This window comes from Streptomyces sp. V4I8 (assembly GCF_041261225.1).
Classification (GTDB): domain Bacteria; phylum Actinomycetota; class Actinomycetes; order Streptomycetales; family Streptomycetaceae; genus Streptomyces.
Genome location: NZ_JBGCCN010000001.1, coordinates 399,430 through 422,689 on the forward strand (window position 1 = coordinate 399,430; position 23,260 = coordinate 422,689).

A 23,260-nucleotide genomic window follows, 5' to 3' on the forward strand; every position below is an offset into this window, starting at 1 on the left:
CTGCGCCCACCGAAGCACCGGGCGCCTTGTACTCACCGCGCACAGGTGGGCGGAGGAATCCGCTCGGAATCCCCGCGCCGAGCCCGCTCCTGAGCTGGGCGGTGGCCGCCGAGGCCGGTCTCGACCGCTCGGCCCCGTTCCGGGTCGCCGTCGCCGGCGCGCTGGACGGCCTGCTCGATGGGGCGAGCGGCGCGTGGCAGGGAACCAGTGCACGCCCATGGCTGGGGTACGACGGTCCCGCCCTGAAGTCCCGGGAGAAGCGTTACTGGCAGGTGGCGGCGGCGACGGAGTCCGGGCACACGGTGACCAGCCCGGTGGCGTCCTTCGAGGTCGGCCTGACCTCGCGCGCCGAGTGGTCGGCACAGTGGATCACCGCGCCACCACCCGCGTTTCCGCGCGAGTCGTGGGACCCCTGTCCGTACCTGCGCCACGCGTTCGACGTGGACGACAGGGCCGCGGCAGCTCCGTCCCGCCTCTATATCACGGCCCTGGGTCTCTATCGCGTATGGCTTAACGGCGTCGAACTCACCGCCGACGCGCTGTACCGCCCGGGATGGACCGACTACCGCACCCGCGTGCACCACCAGACCTACGACTGCGGTCCGGCACTGCGACCGGGGCGCAACGTCCTGGCCGTCACGCTCGCCAAGGGGTGGTACGCGGGCCGCCTGGGACTCATGCGCGAGCCCGGCTTCTACGGTTCCCACCCGGCGCTGCTCGCCCAGCTTGAGTCGGGCGACGGCCCGAACCGGGAGGTACTGACCGCGACCGGCGAGCACTGGCGCGCGGCCCAGGGCGCGCTGCTCGCCTCCGACCTGCTGCGCGGCGAAGTCCAGGACCTACGCCAGGAGCCCGAGGGCTGGCGCGCGCCGGGATTCGACGACGGGCGGTGGGCCGCGGCCGAGCTCGTGGCGGAGCCCGGCGCGGAGGTGGTGCCGCAACCGCATGAGCCGATCACCCGGTTCGCCCGCCACAATGGTGTGCTGGTGCACCAGCACGCACGAGGACCGACGGTCTTCGACTTCGGCCAGAACCTGGTCGGCTGGACGAAGCTGCGCACCACGTGCCTGCCCTCGGTCGAACTGATCGTGCGCCACGGCGAGATTCTTACCCCGGAGAAGCTCGTGTACCGCGACAACCTGCGGGGCGCGTTCCAGGAAGACCGCTATGCCGTGCCCGACGCCGGACCGCACGATCTGGAGCCGTCGTTCACCATGCACGGGTTCCGCTACGCGGAGGTGTGGGGGCTGCCCAGCGCCGAACCGCACGGCCAGTCGGAGTTGCTGCCCACGACCGAGATCGAGGCCGTGTCCGTCACCGGGCTGCCCGCCCAGGTCGGCTCCTTCGCATGCTCCGACGAGCGGCTGAACCGCCTCGCCCGCATGATCGAATGGACCGTCCGCGACAACTTCCTTGAGGTCGCCACCGACTGTCCGCAGCGCGACGAACGCCACGGCTGGCTGGGCGACGCGGGGGCGATCGGGCAGACCGCCGCCTATCACTTCGATCTGTCCGCGTTCCTGGTCAAGTTCACCCAGGACATCGCCGACGGCCAGGGCCCCGACGGGCAGATCCGCAACTGGGCACCCGTCGTGCCGCCGGCCGACTCCCGGCCCGGCGCTCCGGGGTGGTCCGACGGCTACATCCGGCTCGTCCACCTGCTGGTCCAACGCTACGGCGACCTGTCGGCCGCGGCCCGGCTGTTCCCCTCGATGCGGGCCTTCCTCGCGCACATCGACCGGGCCAACCCGGACGGGCTGCGCGTCAACCAGGTCGGCGCCGATTTCGGCGACTGGCTGTCCCTGCCCGAACGCGAGGGGCTGACCCCGCACACCGGCTACGCCTACACCGGGGCCTATTCGACCACCCCGCACCCGATCCACGACACCGCGCACAGCTACCGCTCGTTCGTCCAGCTGGCCGAGATCGCGGCCCGCCTCGGAGAGGACGCGGAGGCGGCGCGCCTCGAACAGCGCGCCGAGCAGATCCGGCAGGCCTACCGCAGCGCGTTCGTGCTGCCGGACGGGCATATCAAGGACGCGACGCAGACCGCGTACGCCCAGGCCATCGGCTTCGGACTGCTCGACGTGGCGGATGCCGGACTGGCCGCCGCCCACCTGCGGGCGGAGGTCGAACGCAGGGGCTACCTCACCACCGGCATCCATGGAGTACAGCATGTGCTGCCGGCTCTCGCCCGGCACGGCCACGCCGAGTACGCGGTCGGGCTGCTGCTGCGTCAGGAGATGCCGAGCTGGCTCCACATGCTCGCCTCCGGCGGGACGACGGTCTGGGAGAAGTGGGACGGGATCAAGCCGGACGGCACGCTCTCGACCGCGGAGATGAACTCCTTCAACCACTGCGCTCTCGGATCCGTGGGCCAGTTCCTCTTCGAGGGCATCGCCGGACTCGACGCGGCGGCCCTGGCGTGGACGGGCGAGGTGTCCATCGCCTCGCTCTACCCCAGTGCCCTTGAATGGGCCAGGGCCTCGTATCTCAGCCCTGCCGGCGCCATCGAGAGCTCATGGCGCTGGAGCGGCGACGTCATCGAGCACGAGATCCAGGTGCCCGGCGCGGCGACGGCCAGGGTGCGGGCGCCGTCCGGCGGCCGACTCGAAGTGGACGGCGAGGAACGAGGCGCCGAGCTGGTCCTCGGTCCCGGCCGGCACGCCCTGCGCGTCATAGGGCTCGTCAGGGGGCTGATGCCGCGATGAACCGGAACCGGAGACTCGCCCGCCTCCTGCTGCTCAGGCTGCTGCGCCTGGCCGGGGTGCTGTTCGTGGTGTCGGTGCTGTGCTTCCTCAGCCTCAGCCTGCTGCCGGGCGACCCCGCCCGCACGATCCTCGGAGTGGCCGGCTCGTCGCCGGAGGCGGTCCGCTCGCTGCGGCATGAGCTGGGTCTCGACCAGCCGTTGCTCTCCCGGTTCTTCACCTGGCTGGGCCACGCCCTGACCGGCGACCTCGGGCGTTCGTACGTGTCGGGGCAGCCGGTCTCCGAGGTCATCGCCCAGCGCGCCCCGGTGACCCTCGAACTCATCCTCCTCAGCCAGCTGATAGCGCTGGTGTGCGCGATCCCGTCCGCGGTGGTGGCCGCGGTCAAGCGGGGCTCGCCCATCGACCGGGGCATCAGCCTCTGGGTGTTCGGAGTGCTGTCGACACCGAGCTTCGTCATCGGCTTCATCCTGATCTACGTCTTCGCGGTACAGCTCGGCATCTATCCCGCCAGCGGTTACAACCCGCTGAGCACCGGGCTGGGCAACCATCTCGGTTCGCTCCTGCTGCCGTCCCTCGCCCTCGCCGCGGCGCCGTTCGCGCTGTACCAGCGGGTGTTGCGCGCGGATCTGGTCAAGACGTACGGACAGGAGTTCATGTCGGTCGCGCGGGCCAAGGGAATCTCGCCCGCGCGAGCCGCCGTGCGGCACGCCATGAGGCCGAGCATGCTCGGCCTGACGACGTCGGTCGGGGTGACCATCGGCACCCTGATCGGCGCGGATGTGATCGTCGAGTCGATGTTCAGCCTGCCGGGTCTCGGTGCTGAGTTGGCGCACGCCGTCAGCGGGCGGGACTACGTCGAGGTACAGGGCATCGTCTTGGCAATCACCACCGCCTTCGTGCTGGTCAATGCCCTGGTCGACCTCCTGTACGCATTGATCGACCCACGGCTGAGGACATCCCCAGCCGCTGGTATCAAGGAGCGTGTGGCATGAGTCCACCAGCGGGTACGGCGGCCGTCGCCGAGCCAAGTGCCACGGCGGATGTGGGCAAGCGTCGCGTCACGAAGCGCGCGCCGGCGGTGGGCGGTCACGGACGTGCTCTCGATGGCGTGGCTGGCCCTCCTCGTGCTCGGCATGCTGTTCCTCCCGGCGCTGCTGAACGTCGACGCCGGCACGATGGACCCGGCCGATCGGCTCGCCGGCCCCTCCGCGGAGCACTGGCTGGGCGCGGACAACTACGGCCGGGACCTGCTCGCCCGGGCACTGGCCGGGGCCAGGACCTCGCTGTGGATCGGCTTAGGATCGGTTGCGGCGTCAGCGGTCGTCGGCGTCCCGATCGGCATGCTCGCGGGCTATCTGGACGGCTGGCTGGACCGGATCACCTCCTTCGTCGCGGACGTAGACATGCGCTCGCTGGAGATTCTTGGCGACGACATCGTCGGCGGAGCGGGCATTGACCAGTTTACGGACGGTGGCCTGGTGCAGCCCGAGTTTCCGGCCGATCGCCGCCTTCGACATCCCCTGCTGCCACAGCTCATGGGCGGCAGCATGCTGCTCACGCAGCCGGACCACGACCTTCAGCTCTTTCGGTGGCTGGACCACCTCGGGCTCCACGTCCAGGTGGCCGGGGCTGGAGGCCGAGCCGGGAGGCGGTTCGGCCAGGCGGGAGCGGTGGGCGTTGACCGTCTTCTCGACTGCCTGGCCGAGGTTGGCCCACAGATGATAGCGGTCCGCGACCTGTTCGGCCTGGGGCGCCCCGGCCCGAGCGCCCTCCCCGTAACCGCTGGAGCGATCCCGGCAGATGATCCTCACCTCGGGGTGATCACGGAGCCAGGCGGCCAGGTCCTCGCCTTCGCGGCCGTCGTAGAGATGCACCGGCCGGTGAGTGGCCAGTCGATCAAAACCGTGCCGTAGTGCCGGCCCTTGCGGAAGGCGAAGTCGTCGACACCGAGAATCTCCACCTCGCCGATCTCCGGCTCGGACAGGGACCTGACCAGCCGTAACAGCATGTCCTTGCCCACGGTGAGGCCGATCGCGGCCGCCAGGCGGGCTCCTGCCCGGCCGGCCAGGGCCAGCCCGATCTGCGTCAGCACCCCGCGCAGCAGGGGAGTCTGCCGACTGTGCGAAGTGGTCAGTCCCGAGACCTGTTCGGCGAACGTCACCGCCGAGCAGGCAGGGTTCTCACAGCGGAAGCGGCGCACGCATAACTCGATCACGACCCCGAGCCCGCCTACGGCAACATCACGCAGCCTGCGTACATACCGACCGTGTACCCGGGCCGAGCTCTGGCCACATCGACAGGAACCAGTCGTCGCCCGCACCCGCGTTCTCAGCACTACCTGGTCCGGTCGCCGCTCGACCTCCTCGATCAGCAACGCGGACAGGTACGGAAACAGCTCCAGGAGCACATCATGAGAGCACGCGATGCATGATCGCGAACAGCCGGTACGAGCCGCTCAGCCACCCGGATCACAAGATCGTCGACAGAACCAAGGTCCGCGACAGCGGCATGGTCACCAACAAGTCCGCCCACCTGGTGATCGGCGTCGACGTGGACGGCATCAAGAACGTACTGGGCATCTGGCTGCAGGACAGCGAGGGCTCGAAATTCTGGCTGAACGTGCTCACCCAGCTGAAGAACCGCGGCCTGCGCGACGTCCTGATCGTGTGCTGCGACGGGCTGGCAGGCCTGCCCGAGGCCATCACCACAGTCTGGGAGAAAGCCCTGGTCCAGACCTGCGTGACCCACTTGATCCGCAGCTCGATGAAATACGTGTCGCACGGTGACCGCAAGCAGGTGGCCGCCGCCCTCAAACCGATCTACACCGCCGCCACCGAATCCGAGGCACTGACCGCGCTGGACGAGCTCCGGTCAAACTACGGCAAGAACTACCCTGGCCTGATTGCCAGTTGGGAACGGGCCTGGGAAGAATTCATCCCCTTCCTCGCCTTCGACCGCGAGATACGCAGGGTCATATACACGACCAACGCCATCGAATCCCTGAACTACCAGCTCCGCAAGATCACCAAGACGCGCGGCCACTTCCCCAGCGACGACGCCGCCGTCAAACTCCTCTACCTCGGCATCCGCCGCATCCAAGGGCCGCCACATCGACGGCGACGGTCCCATCCCCAAAGGCCGCGTCCGCGGCACCGGCACCCTCGGCTGGAAACGCGCCATGAACCACTTCATGCCCGCCTTCCCCGACCGCCTCCCCCTCTGACCCCAGCAAGATCACCGACAGTAGCCAACCCGCAGGCCCGACCAGCAAGGCCACACACCTCTACATACACAAAGGAATTGACAACCTCGATTTCGTGCGCCGCGACTTCAGCGCGGATGCTCCCGACCAGGTCTGGGCTGGGGACATGACCGAGATCGTCACGAGCGAGGGCAAGCTCTACCTGGCCACGGTGATTGACCTGTTCTCGCGCCGCCTGCTCGGCTATGCGATGGGCGAGCGCCACGACGCCGAACTCGTCGTGGCCTCCCTGCACATGGCCGCGGCCACCCGCGGCGGCGACGTCAAGGGCGTGATCTTTCACTCGGACCGCGGCAGCGAGTACGTCTCCCGCCGGTTCAAGCGGGCCTGCCGCCGCCTCGGCGTGACCCAGTCCATGGGCCGGGTCGGCTCGTGCTTCGACAACGCCGTCAGCGAGGCGTTCAACAGCGTCCTCAAGGTCGAATACGTCCACCGGCACACCTTCGCCACCCGCGCCGAGGCCCGGCTGAAGATCGCCACGTGGATCACCGGCTTCTACAACACCCATCGGCTACACAGCATGTGCGGGTACCACAGCCCGATCGACTACGAACACGACCACCGAGCCAACTCCGCCCTGGAGCTGGCCGCTTAGAAGAACTCCACACATCGAGGGGATTGACATATGACACCTCCACGCCGCGCTCGCGCATCAGCTCCTCGACATCACGGTAGGAGAGGGAGAACCGGTGATACAGCCACACGCAGTGGGAGATGACCTCCACCGGGTACCGGTGCTTCCCAATCTGGAAGTCAAGCGGAGGTGGTGACTGGTGGTGTGATGGTGTAGCACCGTCGGTCACGGATCAGGGCCCACAGCACGTTGACGCGCCGGCGGGCGAGGGCGAGCACGGCCTGGACGTGGCGTTTGCCCTCAGCGCGTTTTCTGTCGTAGAACTGCCGCGAGTTGGGGTCGCACCGGATGCTGACGAGCGCGGAGGTGTAGAAGACCCTTTGCAGACGGCGGTGGTAACGCTGGGGCCGGTGGAGGTTGCCGCTGACCTTGCCCGAGTCGCGTGGCGCCGGCGCCACGCCGGAGAAGGCGGCGAGGCGGTCGGGGGTGGGGAACGCCTCCAGGCTGCCGCCGACGGCGACGAGGAACTCGGCGCCGAGGACCGTGCCGATGCCCGGCAGCGACTGGATCACTTCGGCGAGTTCGTGCTCGCGAAACCGGCCCTCGATGAGCTTGTCGGTCTCGGCGATCTTCTCGTTGAGGGCCATCACCTCCCTCGCCAGGGTATGCACCATCTTCGCGATCGCTGTCTCGCCCGGGACGGCGGTGTGCTGGCGCTCAGCAGCCTCGATGGCCTTGGCTGCCAGGGAGTCGGGGTTGCGGACCTTGCGGTTGGCCAGCCAGGTGGTCAGTCGGCGCAGGCCGGTGCGGCGGATGGCCGCCGGGCTCTGGTAGCCCGTCAGGAGCAGCAGCGCTCCGGTGGTGCCCATGTCCAGGGTGCGTTCCAGGGCTGGGAACATGCTGGTCAGCAGGGCCTTGAGCCGGTTGGTGGTGCGGGTGCGGTCGGCAACGAGATCCACACGGCGCTCGGTGAGCAGCCTCAGTTCGATGCTCGCGTCTTCACTGGGGCGGATCGGCTGCAGGTCGCGTCTCATGCGGGCCTGGTCGGCGATCACGTGGGCGTCCCGGGCGTCGGTCTTGCCCGCCCCGCGGTAGCTGTCGGTGGCGCGGTTGACCGCGATGCCGGGGAGGTAGACCAGTTCCTGGCCGTGGTTGACGAGCAGGGCGATTAACAGCGCGGGCTCGCCGCCGGTCATGTCCATCGCCCAGGTGACCTCACGGCCGTCGGCGAGGCCCAGGACGTCACCGATCAGCTTCAGTAACTCCGGTTCGTCGTTGGCCACCCGCCGCGACAGCAACGTGTTGCCGTCGCTGTCCAGGGCCAGGCAGTGGTGGTGGGTCTTGCCGCAGTCGGTACCGGCCAATATCCGGCTCATCGTGCTCCAGTCGTCGTACTTGCCTTGCGCACCACGGACGACCTCGCCGGCATTGCTCTACACAGCGACCTGTTCGCACTTCCCAATCGGCGGCCGAGTCGGCGTGGGGAGCCGGGCGGCCAAGCACCGGAAGCCACGAGACGACAGCCACTTGTCAGCCACACCCAGCTCCCCCGGGCCCCACAACCCTACGAACGGCTGCGGTCGGCCCAGGAAGAAGGTAGAGCCACTTGTACGACGGCGGCGCGTCCACGAGCAGCCCCTCCCACGATGACCAACTCAAAGATCACCTCACGAGGCTTCGCCAACGTGACACTGCCGATTGATCCCGTCGGCCGGAGCGAACCGCCCCATGCCGAGGACCTGCTCCCTCCCGAACACGACAAGGAGCACGGTCCCGCGAAGAGATGACCGGCAGCCGAGCCTGCCCGAACAACGACCACACCACGGGGCGAAAGCCACAACCGCACAGTCCCGGTCCCGACGCGACCAGGATGCGCCCCGGCGCTGCCCCAAGGCCCCTTCGCCCTCGGCTCCCACGCCACGGGCGGCCTTGACCCTGCGCCTCAGACCAGTGCTGCCCACACACGCACAGAAACCGGGAGCAGAACGGACAGGACACCCTCTTGACCGACCCCACTCCTTCAGAGATGACAACACCCCTCAAGCTCCAGCATCGGCCGATTCTGCACCCCTGGAACGGGATTGCAGGACACGGGGCAGGGCAGACGCCCTGTTGGGAAGCAGTGACCGGAGCTTTTTCTTCGTCGGCCTTGTCCCAGCCGGCCCGTCCCAAACCGGGGGGCTTCCCGCTCACCCCGGTGCCGGTGGGGGACCGAAGGCGAGGAGCTTGCGCGGAAAGGGGAGCCGCATACTCCTCGCGACGGCCACCGCCGTGTCAGCCCAGCCACGCGGCGGTGGCCGCCCTCCCCCATGCTGCTGGCGGGCGGAACGGCGGGCCGTGGCCAGCAACCGATGACGGATCTGCACCGCGTTAGGCGGACAGGGGAACCCTGCGGTTTCACAAGTGCGCAAGGTTGCGTGGTGTCTGCCGTATTGCGGGTACCAGCACGCTTTGCAGTGTTGGCCCGGGGCGGTGTACTGGTGGCAGGCCCGGCCGGGTGCGTGGGGCGGAACCGGCCGGGCCCTGCCGAGACGTGAGCCGTGACTGGGGATGCGCGGCATCGCTGCTGCAGGGGTAGAGAACAGAGCGCGCGAGCCCACCATCGCGGTGTCCGGGGGTGTGCGCCAATGTCGAGTATACCCGCCCCGCATCCTTCGCAGCTGCTCAGAAGGCTGAACGGCCTCAAGGGCATAATCTGCCAAGATACTTCACAAAGGTGATGGGTAATGATCGACCCTGCTGACACCGGCCCCGTCTACGTCGGCTGGCTGAAGTCGCTTCGCACACTCACGCAAGAAGAAGTCGACGCCCGGGCCCGCGCCCATCACAGGTACAGCGCCCAGCCACACGAGGTCTTCGAAGCCCGCCAGGCCCACGCCCAGGCGCCTTCAGCCCACTGACCCTCTTCGAGGCCCGCGCTCAGAGCGACGGGCTGCAGCTCCTCTCAAGGGTGAGATGATCGGTCATCTCGGCTAGGGCGTGTATCGAATGTGCTGGTCACAGCCACTCATTGATGGCCGCTACGGGCTCTGTCAACTTGTGGGGCTGGAGGGTGGGTTGAGGCATGCCAGCCGCTGGGCCGGTTGTCTTCAGGCGGTGGCTGCGCAGCCGGTGGCCTGGCGCCAGGTGGTGAGGCGGTGGGTCATTTCGGTGCGGAAGTCACGGGCTGTGAGCAGGTGGCGGCGGGGGCGGAAGTGGGGTGAGATGCCGCTGAACGCGGACAGGAATCTTTGCGCGTGTCCGGGCGAGGTGAAGCGCCGCATGGCGCGTTCCCGCTGCCGGGTGGGCTGGTGGTTGTTCTCGGCCCGGTTGTTGAGCCGCTTGTGGGAGCAGTGCTCGGCCGAGGGCATGACCTCGCGGTGGGCCACGCCGTAGGAGTGCACTTGTCGGTCACGATCACCCGGGGCACGTACTCGTACTCCTTGAGTAGGCGGCGTAGGAACCGCTTCGCGCCCTGCGCGTCGCGCCGGTGCTGGACGAGGATGTCGAGAACGTTGCCGTCCTGGTCGACGGCGCGCCACAGGTAGTACTGCCGCCCGTTGATCTTGATGAAGACCTCGTCCATGTGCCATGTATCGCCCGGGCGGGGACGACGCCGGCGCAGCCAGTTGGCGTAGGCCTGGCCGAACTTGACGCACCAGCGCCGCACCGTCTCGTACGAGACGGTGACACCCCGCTTCGAGCATGAGTCCTCGACCTCCCGGAACGAGAGCGGGAAACGGTGGTACAGCCACACACAGTGAGCAATGACCTCGCCCCGATACCGAAAGCCCTTGCACGACGGCGGCAGGGCATCCACGGACAGGCCCTCTCCAGGACGATCGACCCGAAGACTATCTCACAGAGCCCGACCGCCAAGTTGACGGTGCCGCCGGAACGGTTCATCGTGGGTGAACTGCCCTGGTGTGCCACAGAGTTGATCTGCTCTGTGCCAAGTAGAGCCGAGTTCAGGCGCTGAACCCGACATGCTCGATGTGCAATGTGTGGCGCACATCGTCGATGCGATACAAGATGCGCCAGCGTCCGACGCGCAGTCGCCGGTGACTCGTACCCCAGGGAACGCTCCCTGCTGGTTTGGGGTCTTCGGCAAGCAGGTCACTCGCCTTGAAGACCTCGGGGAGCGTGTCGGGGTGTTCCTCCAGGAAACGGACCGTGGCATTGACGGCGGCCGGCTCCCACGTAACCGTCCACGTCATCAGGCGGCGCCGCGGGCGGCGGCTTGCTTGAACAGGGTGCGTGCGTCCGCGTCAGCGACGGGCTCGGCCTTGACGCCGAGGGCCCGGTCGCGCTCCAGGCGGGCCAGAGCGAGGGCGTCCTCCATGTCCTCCAGCTCGGCCGGAGAGATCAGAACAGCCGCCGGCTGACCGCGGTCAGTAAGAACGACACGTTCATGCTGAGCTGCGCGCCGGGCAAGTTCACCGAGCTGTCCGCGAGCTTCCGTGATCGGATATGAGACTGTCATGCACCTACTATACAGCCAGTGTGCACTTGTGAGGGCTCTGGAGGCGCCGTCAAGTTGAGGAGGGTGTTTTGGAACGTGGATGATTGCCGGTCTCGTTGATCATCTGGGAGGGGCTGGCTGTGGGGGCCGAGGCGGTGGTGTCGCACAGGGATTCCGGTTCCCGGCGGAGGTCACCCACGCAGTGTGGCTGTAATCACCGAGCGTTTTCAGCGGTAGCTCTCCAGGGTGAGGACAGCTTCGGCTGCGGTGGTGAGCCAGGTGGGGCTGCATCGGGCGTGGCGGAAGATCCGCCAGGTCTTGAGCCCTGCGACGCCGTATTCGAGGGGATAGCGCAGCCGGGCGTGGGCTTGGTTCAGCGCGCGTTGACGGACGGTGAGTTTCTTGACGGGGCTGGCGTCGGTGGGGTCTGCAAGAACCCGGACGCCCAGGCGGATGCAGGTGTTCACGATCCGGTGCCAGCGGGCCGCGCGCACGTCGTGCACCCGGCCCGGCAAGACCCTCGAGACCCACAGCAGACGGCCCGCGGGATCGGTGACGACCTGCAGGTTCACTCCATGGCGGCGGTGCTTGCCCGAGAAGTCACCATGCCCGCCGGTGACCCGGTCGCACTCCGTCAGGGTGCCGTCCAGCAGCGCTACCCGGCGCCGGCCGTTCCCCGAGACTGTTTACTCCTCTGTGTAAGAGGTGATCTTGCTGGGTGCTGGTCGGGTCCTGGCTGACACCAGGGATGTGACGCACAGTGAGTGACCTGATGAACGAGACGAGCCCTCAGTCCGGGGGTGCCGAGCAGCGGGAGGAGGCATCGCGGCGGCTGGCAGGGGCTTTATCGCCGGCGGTGATCGACCGGCTCCTGGCGGACGCGGAGGAGGCTGGGGTCGGCATCGATGGGGCCGGTGGACTGCTGCAGCAGATGATGAAGGCGGTGCTCGAGCGGGCTTTGCAGGTGGAGATGGCCGACCACCTCGGCTATGAGGCCGGGGACCCGGCAGGCCGCGGCTCGGGCAACGCCCGTAACGGCAGCTACTCCAAGACGGTGACCACGGTGGCCGGCCCGGTCACCATGGACGTGCCCCGTGACCACAAGGCCGAGTTCGAGCCGGTGATCGTACCCAAGGGCCGGCGGCGTCTGGCCCAGGTCGACGACATGATCCTCTCGCTGTATGCCCGCGGCATGACCACCCGCGACATCACCGGCCCCCTGAAGGAGGTCTACGGCAGTGAGGTGTCCCCGGCCCTGGTGTCATGGAGATCGTTTCGGGGAGGGATCGCTCGCGGACGGGCCGCCGTCGTACAAGGGGTTCCGGTTCCCGGCGGAGGTCATCTCCCAGGCGGAGCGGCTGGTGCCGGACGAGTTGTGGGAGCTGTTCCAGCGGGTGGTGCCGGAGGCGCCATCGCGGCCTCAGGGTGGCGGCCGGCGTCGGCACGGCGACCGCGAAGTGCTGGCTGCGATCGTCTTCGTGACGACCTCCGGCTGCACGTGGCAGCAGTTGCCGACCGCGTCGTTCGGTCCGTCTGGCGCGACGGCTCACCGACGATTCACCGAGTGGACGAAGGCCCGCGTGTGGGCCAAACTCCACCGCCTGGTCCTCGACGAACTCGGGTCCCGCGGCGAGTTGGACTGGTCCCGGTGCGCGATCGACTCGGTCAACATGCGGGCCTTGAAAAGGGGGAGCTGACAGGCCCGAATCCTGTAGACCGAGGCAAGTACGGGTCAAAGATCCACTTGATCACGGAGCGGACCGGCCTGCCCCTGTCCATCGGCATCTCGGGCGCCAACACCCACGACAGCCAGGCACTGATCCCGCTGGTGAAGGGCGTACCACCGATCCGCTCCCGCCGAGGACGCCGGAGACGCAGACCCCACAAACTCCACGCCGACAAGGGCTACGACTACAACCACCTGCTGCGATGGTTATCCGGTCGAGGCATCCGGCACCGCATCGCCCGCAAGGGCATCGAGACCTCGCAACGACTTGGCCGCCACCGTTGGACCATCGAACGCACCATGGCCTGGCTCGCCGGATGCCGACGCCTTCGCCGCCGCTACGAACGCAAGGCCGACCGCTTTCTCGCCTTCGCCAGCATCGCCTGCACCCTGATCTGCTACCGCCGACTCGCCAAAGGAGATGACCTCTTATTCACGGGGTCACCAGCCGTTCTTGTAGAAGGCGAGGGCGGTGACGGTCTTGGCGACGAGGGGGAACCGGGTGAGAGGGCCGCGATAGCGAGTGGCGAGGACCTTCCAGTCCTTCAGATGTGTGATCGCTCGTTCGACGGCGGCGCGGAGCTTGCCGATGCCCAAGCCCGTGAATAACCCTCAAGCTGTCGCAGCCGTTGAGGCAGGGAGAACCGCTGGTGTTCCTCCACGGTCTCAACGTCTTCGAAGCCGTGCTGGGCCAGCAGGTAGAGAACCTGCTCGATGAGTACCTCGGGGACGGAGGCGCCGGAGGTGACCCCGACCATGGCCACATCTCGCAGCCAGGCCGTGTCGATCGTCTCCGCGCAGTCGACGAGGTACGCCACACGGGCGCCCGCTACTCGGCGACCTCGACCAGGTTCACCGGGCCGAGCACGCGACAGCAAGAAGCATGGCCTGAATGGTGTGCGATGGTCGAAGCGGTCGCGTTCCAGAATGATGACTTCGTCGTATGTCTCGTGGAGGGCGCAGTTGGCGAGGAGCCCGGCGATGCTGCCACTGATGATGACGGCCCGGCTGGGGCGTGGTCATGCGTTGGCCTCCGAGGCAATGCGACAGTCAGCGAATGCAGGCAAATGGTCCGTGTCCGGCGACGACGAAGTACTGGATTCCCTGCCGGCACCGAGGGCGGCTGCCTCTTCGCGCAGGTTGCGGCGTAGTTCCTTCGGCAGGGAGAAGATGATGGATTCCTCGGCTGCTTTGACGAGTTCGACGTCGTCGTAGCCTCGCTGGGCGAGCCACTCAAGGACCTGCTCGACCAAGACCTCCGGGACCGAGGCGCCGGATGTGACGCCGACCGTGGTCACGCCCTGCAGCCAGGCCTCGTCGATTTCGTCGGCGAAGTCCACGAGGTATGCCTCGCGCGAGCCCGCCAGCTTGGCGACCTCCACCAGCCGCTTGGAGTTGGAGGAGTTGCGGGAGCCGACCACGATGACCAGTTCGGCCTCGGCGCCCATCTGCTTCACCGCGAGCTGGCGGTTCTGGGTGGCGTAGCAGATGTCGTCGCTGGGCGGGGAGATGAGCTGGGGGAACTTCTCCTTGAGCGCGTCGACGGTCTCCACGGTCTCGTCCACGCTCAGCGTGGTCTGGGAGAGCCAGACGACCTTGGACGGGTCGCGGACCTCGACGCCTGTGACGTCCTTCGGGCCATCGACGAGCTGGATGTGGTCGGGGGCCTCGCCGGAGGTGCCGATGACCTCTTCGTGGCCCTCGTGCCCGATCAGGAGGATGTCGTAGTCCTCCTTGGCGAAGCGGACGGCTTCCTTGTGGACCTTGGTGACCAGCGGGCAGGTCGCGTCGATGGTGGCGAGCTTGCCGCGTTCGGCCTCTTCGTGGACGACGGGGGCCACGCCGTGCGCCGAGAACATGACGATGTTGCCCGGCGGCACCTCCTGCGTCTGCTCGACGAAGATGGCGCCCTTTTTCTCCAGGGTCTGCACGACGTACTTGTTGTGGACGATCTCGTGCCGGACGTACACCGGAGCGCCGTACAGCTCCAGGGCCTTCTCGACCGCGGCGATTGCTCGGTTGACGCCGGCGCATGCCCCGCGGGGGGCAGCGAGCAGGATGCGGCGGCGGGTGGGGGAGGGGTTCATGTGTGCCTCCGTACCGCGGAGTCGGCGAGGTGGCGCAGGGCGTCTTTGGCGGCGGGGTTGATGGGGGCGGTGTCCAGGGTGGTCATGGCTTTCTCGTACCGCTTGATGATCATGTCTTCGACCATGCGGAGGGCTCCGGTGGCGGTGATGATGCCGCGGGCCGCCTGCGCCTGGGCTTCGGTCAGGGTGGGGCAGCCGTGGTAAAGGCGAAGCTGATCGGCCTGGGCGCGGGAGGCACGTGTGAGGGCCAGGGAGATGAGGACGGTGGCTTTGCCCTCCCGCAGATCGTCGAGGGCGGGCTTGCCGGTGGCCGCCGGGTCGCCGAACATTCCGAGCAGGTCATCCCGGAGTTGGAACGCCTCCCCGATGGGGATGGCGTAGGAGGAGAGGGGGGTGAGCAGGCTCTGGTCTGCACCGGCGAGGGCCGCGCCGAGCTGCAGGGGCCGTTCCACCGTGTATTTAGCTGTCTTGTATCGGATCACGGTGAGCGCGCAGGACATATCCGGCGACCGATGGCTGTGGACCAGGTCGAGGTACTGGCCGTAGATGAGCTCGGTGCGCATCTGGTCCAGCAGGGGCAGGACAGCGGCGAGCTGCTGGGGGGTCAGGTTGCCGGTGTGCAGGAGCTCGTCGGACCACATCAGCGCCAGGTCTCCGATGAGGATGGCGGCGCTGGTGCCGAACTGGTCCGCGGCGGTTGGGGGTACTGTGTGCTGCCGGGCGAGCATGCGGTGGAGGGTGGGGTGGCCGCGGCGGGTGTCGGAGCGGTCCATCACATCGTCGTGGATGAGCGCGAAAGCATGGAAGAGTTCCAGGGCGGCCGCTAGGTGATGGGCCGCACGTGCTGCGCCTGCACCGCCGGCGGCGTGCCAGCCGACCAGGCTGAACAGGGGGCGGATGCGTTTTCCGCCGGCTGCTATGAACTGCTGCAGTGGCGTGGCCAGGTCTGGCAGATGTGGAGGGCGGTCGGACGCTTTGCGGGTGAAGAAGTCGTTCAGGACCTCCTCGACGGATTCCCTGAGGTGCCTCAGGTCGAGGACGGCAGGAGAGTGGGTCATGTCGGCTCCTCGCCCGTGCGAACGGTGAGCTTGAGCGCTTCGTCGAGGAGCGTGTCGACGATTTTCGATTCGGGGACGGTTTTGACGACCTCGCCTCGTACGAAGATCTGGCCTTTGCCGTTGCCGGAGGAGACGCCGATGTCGGCTTCCCGGGCTTCGCCGGGCCCGTTGACGACGCAGCCCATCACTGCGATCCGCAGCGGGTGGGGGAAGCCGGTAAAGGCGGCTTCGACTTGGGTGGCGAGTTTGTGGATGTCGACTTGGAGGCGGCCGCAGCCCGGGCAGGAGACGATCTCCAGCTTCCTCGGCCGCAGCCCCAGGGACTGCAGGATGTGGCAGCCTGCCTTGACCTGTTCGACGGGTGGAGCTGAGAGGGAGACGCGGATGGTGTCGCCGATGCCCTCGGCCAGCAGGATCCCGAAAGCGACAGCGGACTTGATGGCGCCCTGGAAGGCGGGGCCGGCTTCGGTGACCCCGAGGTGGAGGGGGTAGTCGCAGCGCTGCGCGAGCAGCCGATTCGCCACCACCATCACCATCGGATCGTGGTGTTTGACAGCGATCTTGATGTCCTGGAAGCCGTGTTCTTCGAACAGCGAGGCCTCCCACAGCGCGGATTCCACCAGCGCCTGCGGTGTGGCGGAGCCGTACTTGGCGAGCAGGCGCGGATCGAGAGAGCCCGCGTTCACCCCGATCCGGATCGGAACCCCGGCCGCGGAGGCCGCCTGAGCGATCTCCCCGACGCGGTCGTCGAACTTCTTGATATTGCCCGGGTTCACCCGCACCGCAGCACAGCCAGCATCCAGGGCGGCGAAGACATAGCGGGGCTGGAAGTGAATGTCCGCGATCACCGGGATCGGCGAACGGGCCACAATCGCCGGCAGGGCATCGGCATCATCAGCAGAGGGCACCGCGACCCGGATGATGTCGCAGCCCGCGGCGGTGACTTCGGCGATCTGCCGCAGCGTGGCATCCACATCCGCCGTGTTCGTCGTGGTCATCGTCTGCACGCTGACCGGTGCGCCGCCGCCCACGGGCACCGACCCGACACGCAGCTGACGGGTAAGACGGCGACGCACCGGAACCTTGAGGGTGGGCATAGCGGGCAGGCCGAGATCGGTTGTGGTCATCGCGACACCTGCTGGTCCAACACGGCTGCAGCCGTTCCTGGCTGGCCGCCCGACAGAACACACTGGACCGTGCGGACGATGCCAGCGGCATCCAGCCCCGCCTCGGCCAGCAGCTCGGTGCGGGAACCGTGCGCGATAAACTCGCGTGGCAGCCCCAGCGGCACCACCGGCGTACCAACACTTTTAGCCTGGCACTCCTGGGTCAGGGCCCAGCCCGCACCGCCCGTGACGACACCCTCCTCGATGCTGACCACCAGCTCGTGGCGGGCCGCCAAGGCGGGCAGTGCTTCGCTGACGGGCAGCACCCAGCGCGGGTCAGCCACCGTCACCCCGATCCCCTGCCCTTCCAGAAGCCGGGCGGCTTCCACGGCTGCACCGGCCAGCGGACCCACCCCCACCAGCAGCACATCCAGTGGCCGACGGGAGCTGCGGTGGAGGATGTCGATGCCGTCCATGCGGGCCAGTGCCGAAATCTCCGCTCCTGTGCTGGCCTTGGGCAGGCGCAGCACCGTGGGCCCCTCCTCCCATCCGACGGCTTCAGCCAGCAGCTCCTTAAGGCGTGCGGCATCCCGCGGGGCAGCAATCCGCATCCCGGGTACCACCGAAAGCAGGGGCATGTCCCACATGCCGTGATGTGACGGCCCGTCCGGACCGGTGATACCCGCCCGGTCCAGAACGAAGGTGACCGGCATCCGGTGCAACGCCACGTCCATCAGCACCTGGTCGAACGCCCGGTTCAGGAAGGTGGCATAGATCGCCACCACCGGATGCAGCCCGCCCATCGCCAGACCAGCCGCGCTGGTGACCGCGTGCTGTTCGGCGATCCCCACATCAAAGACCCGCTGCGGAAACCGCTCTGCCATGGCGTGCAGGCCGGTGGGGCGCAGCATCGCCGCCGTCACCGCCACCACATCCTGGCGCCGTTCGGCGAGCTCGAGTAGACACTTCGAGAACACACTCGTCCACGACGCGGCAGGAGGTGCCCCCCTCGCGCCGGCCGCCTCCAACGCGAGAGGGGCAGGACGGCCGGTGGCAGGATCCACGGTGCCCACCGCATGCAGGCAATCCGCCATGTCCTGCTCGGGCCGGGGCATAACCCTTGCCCTTGACCGTCATCACATGCACCACCACCGGCCGCCCTATAGCCCTGGCCCGGCGCAGCGCCTGCTCCACCTCAAACGTGTCATGGCCATCGATCGGCCCGAAATAGATGAAGCCGAGATCAGTGAACAGATTCCGGCACGCCTCCACACCGCCACCGAACCTCAGCACACCCAGGTGCTCAGCCACCGCGCCAGTCGTGGGCGCGTAGGAGCGGCCGTTGTCATTCAGCACCACAACCACCGGCCGGTCCTTGGCGGCACCGAGATTGTTCAGCGCCTCCCACGCCATCCCCCCGGTCAACGCCCCGTCCCCGATCACCGCCACCACTGCACGGTCCTGCTCACCAGCCAGCTGACGCGCCTTGGCCAGACCATCCGCGTAGGAAAGAGCCGTGGAGGCATGCGAGTTCTCCACCACGTCGTGAACCGACTCCGCCCGCGACGGATACCCCGACAAGCCACCCGCCTGCCGCAGCTGCGCGAAGCCCTTGCCGCGGCCTGTGAGCAACTTGTGCACATACGCCTGATGACCCGTATCAAAGATCAACGTGTCGCGCGGGGAGTCGAACACCCGGTGCAACGCCAACGTCAACTCCACCACACCCAGATTCGGGCCCAGATGCCCACCCGCCGCACACACCTTCTCGATCAGGAACCGGCGGATCTCCCCGGTAAGCTGAGGAAGCTCCTCCGTCGGAAGAGCGCGTATGTCCGCGGGCCTGGTGACGTCATCAAGACACACACCCCTGAAAGGCGTATCGGATATTCCTGCCATGACAGTCGAGTCCCTTCACCCAAAACCCCCGGGCGGGACATGGCCGATAACACCCCTCAGCCTTGCCACCGGGAAATGGGAAGAAGCACGTACGGGTAAGACGACGCAAGTCCACCGCACACATTCCCGGCGGCACAGAGGCCCACAATGGCGAAATCCGCGCACACCGCGCAACCTTGCGCACTCGTGAAAACCCAAACTGGAGCCCTTTTCACTTGTACGGCTTGCGGGTGGGGTGTCGGTGAAGTGTTGACAGTGGCGTGTCGAACGGGGCATCCCGCCGGTTTGGAGAGTCGCCAAACATAACCTTCACCTGCGGAGATGCCCCGTGTTCTCCTATCCTGCCGGATGCGATGTCGACGAGGAGCTCCTGGAACTGGTCACGATGGTGATTGCTTCCTGTGAAGCCGGCCGGCAGTGCAGACTTCGTCCGTACGACCGGGCCCGGTGCACCCTGGTCTACCTGCGCAAGCACGACACCCTCGAACAGATCGCTGCGGGCTTCGGCATCGGCACGGCCACCGCCTGGCGCTACGTGAACCACACGATCGAGCAACTCGCACTGCACGCCCCGTCGTTGACCGAGGCGCTCACCAGCCACCACACGGACGGCTATGTGCTGCTGGACGGCACCGTCGCCGAGACCGACCGAGTCCAGGCGCCAGGGCACTTCTCCGGCAAGGCCCACCGGGAGGGCGTGAACCTGCAGGTCATCACCGCGGAAGACGGGAAGCTGCTATGGATCTCACCGGCCCTGCCCGGCGGTACCCACGATGTGACGGCCGCCCGCGAGCACGCCATCCTCGATACCTGCGCGCAACTGGACCTCGAAGTCCTGGCAGACAAAGGGTACGTCGGAGCCGGCGGCACGGTGATCACCCCGATCAAGCGCCGTCCGAAAGCGGAACTCCCCGACAAGCACAAAGCCTCGAACAAGGTCCACGCCGCACTACGTGCTCCAGTTGAGCGCACCATCTCCCGAATCAAGCAGTGGCGGATCTTCCGACATGCACAGACCAGCCCGAACAGACTCACGTCAGCGGCTGCCGCGATCCTCACCCTCATGATCTACACGTGAAAAAGGCTCCTGGAACTGGGAGAATGTCCCTTCAGCTGTAGATCATGGTGGTTGCGGGAGTTCTGTTGGTGTGTCGGGTCCGGCTGGGACGGTGTGACCGTGTGCTCGGCGGCGTCGGTGGCAGGCACGGGCGATGGCCTGGTGGAGGCGGCGGTAGGCGGACCAGGCCAGGCCGTGCCGGATGCGTTGGTGGCGGTCGGGCAGCGGGGTGAGCAAGATGAGCAGGCGCCTGATCTCGAAGGCGGTGAAGCGGACGGGGGCGGGTGGGCTGCTGGGATCAGGCGGGTCCCCCTCTCTCGGCGACGGGTGCTGTCGGCGCGGGCTGGCCGTAGCGGGTCCGGGCCAGCGGGCCGTTCTCGCGGGCGGTGGCTGCGTCGCAGCCGACCAGGAACGCGGCGGCCAGCTGGGCGAGGGTGACGTGCCGGTACCAGCCGTGGAAAGAGCGGACCTCGTAGTCAGCCATCCCGCAGGCGGACTTCGCCAGCTTGATCGCCTCTTCCACCCGCCAGCGCGCGCCCGGCACCAAAACGATCTCCTCGACCGGGGTGTCGGCCGGGCCCCAGCCCAGGTAGTAGTCGCGTTTGCCGGGATCCTCCAGGCGGCGTCGCGCGACCAGCCACCGCGCCCACGCCTGGCCATCGACCATCTCCTCCTCGCCGGGGAGTCGCCGCACCCACCACTGCCACGTGCGGGTATCCAACTGGGAGGGCCCGGCGGGCAGTTCGACCCAGTCCTCCTCCCGCGCGACCCGCTCCACCAGCCGGGCGGCGTGCCGCCAGCCCGGACGCTGCAGCACCGGCGAGTTCGCCTGCACGTTGACCACGTACGGCAGACGATGTTCCTCCAGGAAGGAACGGAACGCACGCTCGCGCCCGTACACCTCGTCGGCGGCCACCCACACCTTCCCCGGCTCCTGAGGCAGGTCGGGCAGCGCCCGCTCGATCATCGCCTCCGCCAGCCGTGGCTTGGTCAGGAAGCCGCGCTGCTCGGGCACGTGCGCGGCCCGGCAGCGATCCGGCTCGTCCGTCCATTCCCGTGGCAGGTACAACTCCCGGTCGATCAACGCCTGCCCCGCACCGGTGGCCCACGCACACATCACCCCGATCTGGCAGGGGAATACCCCGCCGAGCGTCCCGGAGTGCTGCCTCGCCACCCCGGCCGAAGCCTTCCCGCGCTTGGCGAACCCGGTCTCGTCCACCACCAGCACCCCGGCCCCGCCGGGCCCCGCGCCCACGCCGTCGTCCGCCAGCTCGGCGACGGCGTACCGGCGGGTGAAGTCCCGCACCCCCTCCACGTCCCACTTCGCCCGGTCCAGCAAGTGCTGCTGGTTCCACGGCACACGCTCTCCGGCCCACTCCGCCAGCTGCCAGCCGTTCTTGCGCGAGACCGGCCCCAGTAGGCCCCGGACGCACATCTCCCCATGCCACTGCGTCTCCACCCGGCCGAACAGGTCCCCGACCCCCACCAGCAGATCGTCCAGCCGCCCCGCCCACTCCTCCGCCCACTCCCGGTCCGACACCTCGACCGGGACATCCAGCAACTCCGCCTTCATACACGGCAGTTACCCAGCTTAGAGACCCTCGAACTCCCGCAACCACCATGATCTACAGCTGAAGGGAATGTTACGGCAGCTGTAGATGGCTGCTGATGTGCTGTCTGGTCATGGTGTGGTGTCGGCGTAGGTGTGCCATCGGCGGTGGCAGAGGCGGGCGTGGTGTTGGTGGCGGCGGCGCCAGGGGGACCACCGCAGCAGGTGTTCGGCATCTCGCCGGGGCGGCGGAAGCATCAAGGCCCGTAGCAGGCGGAGGAGTTCGTGGCTGCTGAGGGTGACGAGGTCCGTCTCGGCGGGGTTGTTCCGGCTGGTCTGGGCGGTGCGTTCGAGGGCGGCGGTGACGGCCAGGAAGGCGTAGGCGACCAGGGTGATCACGCTCCAGCGGTGCCAGGAGTTCCAGCAGGTGACCTGGCCTTTGTCGAGGTGGCAGGTCTCCTTCGCGTCCTGGAAGTCGTCTTCGGCACTTCCCCCGCAGTGGTGGACACCTTCGATCGGCCCCGGTGAGGGGCTGGCAGGAGGGACCACTTATGGTGATGAAGGTTTATTCGCCCGAGTTCAAGGCCGACGCCGTCGCGCTGTACCACTCGGACCCCGACCTCACGATCGTGCAGGCCGCCCGCGATCTGGGGATCAACCCGGAGACGCTGCGGAACTGGATCCGCGCCGACCGCGCCCGCGGCGGCAGCACCACGAAGAACATGAAGGACACCCCGGTGAGCAAGGCCACGAAGGAAGAGCTGGAGGCCGAGTTAGCGGCCCTGCGCACGGAGCTGAAGACGGTGCGCAAGGAGAATGCGACGCTCGCCCAGGAGCGCGACATCCTGCGCAAGGCCACGAAGTTTTTCGCCTCCGAGATGAGCTGGTGACGAGCCGCTTCCAGTACCTTCGAGGACCATCGCGAGACCTTCGAGGTCAAGCGGCTCTGCCACGTGCTGGACGTCGTCCGCTCCAGCTACTACAAGTGGCGCTCTTCGCGTGAGGCCCGTGCCCATCGCGAGCGGGACGACCAGGTCCTGGCCGACAGGATCCGGGCCGTGCACACGGACTCGGACGGCGCCTACGGCGCCCCACGCATCACCGCCGAGCTCCGCGACACCCACGGCATGCACATCAACGAGAAGAGGGTCGCCCGCGTCATGCGCAAGTTCCGCATCACCGGCTTCCACCTGCGCAAGCGCATACGCACCACCATCCCCGAGCCGTCGCAGACGCCGGTGCCGGACCTGTTCAAGAGGGACTTCACCGCTGCCGCGCCGAACCTGAAGTACATGGGCGACATAACGTATCTCCCCGTCGGAGACGGCGAGCACCTCTATCTCGCTACGGTCCTGGACTGCTCCTCACGCCGGGTGGCGGCCTGGTCGATCGCCGATCACATGCGCACCGACCTCGTTGCCGACGCGCTGAAGATGGCCGCCGCCACCCGTGGCAGCCTCGACGGCGCCATCTTCCACAGCGATCACGGGGCGCAGTACGGATCCCGTGAATTCGCCGGCCTCTGCCGGGAGTTGGGAGTCACCCAGTCCATGGGTGCCGTCGGGACGAGTGCGGACAACGCCGCCTGCGAGTCCTTCCACGCGTCTCTGAAACGGGAGATCCTCAAGGGAGCACGGCGCTTCGACGGGGCCGGCGCCTGCCGGCGTACCCTCTTCCGCTGGCTGACGCGGTACAACACCTGGCGCCGCCACTCGGCGAACGGACAGCTCAGCCCCGTCGCCTACGAACAGATGTCAGCTACCCTGACACTCGCCGCATAACAAACAAAC

The 23,260-nt window shown here is 67.7% G+C and carries 15 protein-coding genes and 9 pseudogenes; 9 read left to right on the top strand and 15 right to left on the bottom strand.

Features of this window, described 5'->3' with window-relative positions; genetic code table 11:
• The first annotated feature begins 101 nt into the window (after positions 1 to 101).
• Both ABIE67_RS01970 and ABIE67_RS01975 read left to right on the top strand, forming a co-directional pair.
• The gene (locus ABIE67_RS01970; protein ID WP_370252350.1) at positions 102 to 2,711 is read left to right on the top strand and encodes a family 78 glycoside hydrolase catalytic domain; all 2,610 of its coding nucleotides are present in this window, start codon (positions 102 to 104) and stop codon (positions 2,709 to 2,711) included.
• Positions 2,708 to 3,703: an ABC transporter permease gene (locus ABIE67_RS01975; RefSeq protein ID WP_370252355.1), complete on the top strand. Its 996-nt coding sequence runs from the start codon at positions 2,708 to 2,710 to the stop codon at positions 3,701 to 3,703. The genes ABIE67_RS01970 and ABIE67_RS01975 overlap by 4 nt, the downstream gene beginning before the upstream one ends.
• Before the next feature lie 321 nt (positions 3,704 to 4,024).
• On the opposite strand, the gene ABIE67_RS01980 is transcribed toward ABIE67_RS01975, so the two are convergent.
• Both ABIE67_RS01980 and ABIE67_RS01985 read right to left on the bottom strand, forming a co-directional pair.
• A complete protein-coding gene (locus tag ABIE67_RS01980) occupies positions 4,025 to 4,585 on the bottom strand; it encodes a transposase (protein ID WP_370252360.1) in 561 nt (186 codons plus the stop codon).
• Complete coding sequence (locus ABIE67_RS01985) at positions 4,519 to 5,118, bottom strand: transposase family protein (RefSeq protein ID WP_370252364.1); 600 nt, start codon at positions 5,116 to 5,118, stop codon at positions 4,519 to 4,521. Before ABIE67_RS01985 ends, ABIE67_RS01980 begins: the two co-directional genes overlap by 67 nt.
• Before the next feature lie 77 nt (positions 5,119 to 5,195).
• On the opposite strand from ABIE67_RS01985, the pseudogene ABIE67_RS01990 reads away from it, so the two are divergent.
• Positions 5,196 to 5,934 (top strand): annotated as a pseudogene (locus ABIE67_RS01990) (IS256 family transposase); the annotation flags it as partial.
• Between the two features lie 94 nt (positions 5,935 to 6,028).
• The gene (locus tag ABIE67_RS01995) at positions 6,029 to 6,568 is read left to right on the top strand and encodes an IS3 family transposase (RefSeq protein WP_370252368.1); all 540 of its coding nucleotides are present in this window, start codon (positions 6,029 to 6,031) and stop codon (positions 6,566 to 6,568) included.
• A gap of 25 nt (positions 6,569 to 6,593) precedes the next feature.
• On the opposite strand, the pseudogene ABIE67_RS02000 reads toward ABIE67_RS01995, so the two are convergent.
• Positions 6,594 to 6,719: pseudogene (locus ABIE67_RS02000) on the bottom strand (IS6 family transposase); the annotation flags it as partial.
• 7 nt (positions 6,720 to 6,726) lie between these two features.
• Positions 6,727 to 7,923 (bottom strand): IS110 family transposase, encoded by a 1,197-nt coding sequence (locus ABIE67_RS02005; RefSeq protein WP_370252016.1) that lies wholly within the window; start codon positions 7,921 to 7,923, stop codon positions 6,727 to 6,729.
• 1,350 nt (positions 7,924 to 9,273) lie between these two features.
• Here ABIE67_RS02005 and ABIE67_RS02010 point away from each other — a divergent pair.
• Positions 9,274 to 9,447 (top strand): hypothetical protein, encoded by a 174-nt coding sequence (locus ABIE67_RS02010; protein ID WP_370252372.1) that lies wholly within the window; start codon positions 9,274 to 9,276, stop codon positions 9,445 to 9,447.
• Between the two features lie 189 nt (positions 9,448 to 9,636).
• On the opposite strand, the pseudogene ABIE67_RS02015 reads toward ABIE67_RS02010, so the two are convergent.
• The 4 genes and pseudogenes from ABIE67_RS02015 to ABIE67_RS02030 all read right to left on the bottom strand — a co-directional run.
• Positions 9,637 to 10,346, bottom strand: a pseudogene (locus ABIE67_RS02015) (IS6 family transposase).
• Positions 10,347 to 10,494: 148 nt separating this feature from the next.
• Complete coding sequence (locus ABIE67_RS02020) at positions 10,495 to 10,743, bottom strand: type II toxin-antitoxin system RelE/ParE family toxin (RefSeq protein WP_370252377.1); 249 nt, start codon at positions 10,741 to 10,743, stop codon at positions 10,495 to 10,497.
• Positions 10,743 to 11,009 (bottom strand): type II toxin-antitoxin system Phd/YefM family antitoxin, encoded by a 267-nt coding sequence (locus ABIE67_RS02025; protein ID WP_370252381.1) that lies wholly within the window; start codon positions 11,007 to 11,009, stop codon positions 10,743 to 10,745. The genes ABIE67_RS02020 and ABIE67_RS02025 overlap by 1 nt, the downstream gene beginning before the upstream one ends.
• Positions 11,010 to 11,215: 206 nt before the next feature.
• A pseudogene (locus ABIE67_RS02030) lies at positions 11,216 to 11,644 on the bottom strand (transposase family protein); the annotation flags it as partial.
• Between the two features lie 176 nt (positions 11,645 to 11,820).
• On the opposite strand from ABIE67_RS02030, the pseudogene ABIE67_RS02035 reads away from it, so the two are divergent.
• Both ABIE67_RS02035 and ABIE67_RS02040 read left to right on the top strand, forming a co-directional pair.
• Positions 11,821 to 12,252: pseudogene (locus ABIE67_RS02035) on the top strand (transposase); the annotation flags it as partial.
• A 76-nt stretch (positions 12,253 to 12,328) separates the two neighbouring features.
• Positions 12,329 to 13,125 (top strand): annotated as a pseudogene (locus tag ABIE67_RS02040) (IS5 family transposase); the annotation flags it as partial.
• 134 nt (positions 13,126 to 13,259) lie between these two features.
• On the opposite strand, the pseudogene ABIE67_RS02045 reads toward ABIE67_RS02040, so the two are convergent.
• The 5 genes and pseudogenes from ABIE67_RS02045 to ABIE67_RS02065 form a co-directional block, all read right to left on the bottom strand.
• A pseudogene (locus ABIE67_RS02045) lies at positions 13,260 to 13,550 on the bottom strand (4-hydroxy-3-methylbut-2-enyl diphosphate reductase); the annotation flags it as partial.
• A 183-nt stretch (positions 13,551 to 13,733) separates the two neighbouring features.
• Positions 13,734 to 14,801, bottom strand: a complete 1,068-nt coding sequence (locus ABIE67_RS02050; protein WP_370252386.1) for a 4-hydroxy-3-methylbut-2-enyl diphosphate reductase — start codon at positions 14,799 to 14,801, stop codon at positions 13,734 to 13,736.
• Positions 14,798 to 15,859, bottom strand: a complete 1,062-nt coding sequence (locus ABIE67_RS02055) for a polyprenyl synthetase family protein (RefSeq protein ID WP_370252391.1) — start codon at positions 15,857 to 15,859, stop codon at positions 14,798 to 14,800. The genes ABIE67_RS02050 and ABIE67_RS02055 overlap by 4 nt, the downstream gene beginning before the upstream one ends.
• Complete coding sequence (ispG, locus tag ABIE67_RS02060) at positions 15,856 to 16,986, bottom strand: flavodoxin-dependent (E)-4-hydroxy-3-methylbut-2-enyl-diphosphate synthase (RefSeq protein WP_370252396.1); 1,131 nt, start codon at positions 16,984 to 16,986, stop codon at positions 15,856 to 15,858. The genes ABIE67_RS02055 and ispG overlap by 4 nt, the downstream gene beginning before the upstream one ends.
• Positions 16,983 to 18,864, bottom strand: a pseudogene (locus ABIE67_RS02065) (1-deoxy-D-xylulose-5-phosphate synthase). Before ABIE67_RS02065 ends, ispG begins: the two are co-directional and overlap by 4 nt.
• A 328-nt stretch (positions 18,865 to 19,192) precedes the next feature.
• On the opposite strand from ABIE67_RS02065, the gene ABIE67_RS02070 reads away from it, so the two are divergent.
• The gene (locus tag ABIE67_RS02070; RefSeq protein ID WP_370252401.1) at positions 19,193 to 19,942 is read left to right on the top strand and encodes a transposase family protein; all 750 of its coding nucleotides are present in this window, start codon (positions 19,193 to 19,195) and stop codon (positions 19,940 to 19,942) included.
• 277 nt (positions 19,943 to 20,219) lie between these two features.
• Here the strand turns inward: ABIE67_RS02070 and ABIE67_RS02075 are convergent, their stop codons facing one another.
• On the bottom strand, positions 20,220 to 21,494 hold the full coding sequence (locus tag ABIE67_RS02075; protein WP_370252079.1) for an IS701 family transposase: 1,275 nt from the start codon (positions 21,492 to 21,494) through the stop codon (positions 20,220 to 20,222).
• A 108-nt stretch (positions 21,495 to 21,602) separates the two neighbouring features.
• On the bottom strand, positions 21,603 to 22,019 hold the full coding sequence (locus ABIE67_RS02080) for a hypothetical protein (protein ID WP_370252406.1): 417 nt from the start codon (positions 22,017 to 22,019) through the stop codon (positions 21,603 to 21,605).
• Between the two features lie 2 nt (positions 22,020 to 22,021).
• Here ABIE67_RS02080 and ABIE67_RS02085 point away from each other — a divergent pair.
• A pseudogene (locus tag ABIE67_RS02085) lies at positions 22,022 to 23,251 on the top strand (IS3 family transposase).
• Positions 23,252 to 23,260 lie beyond the last annotated feature (9 nt).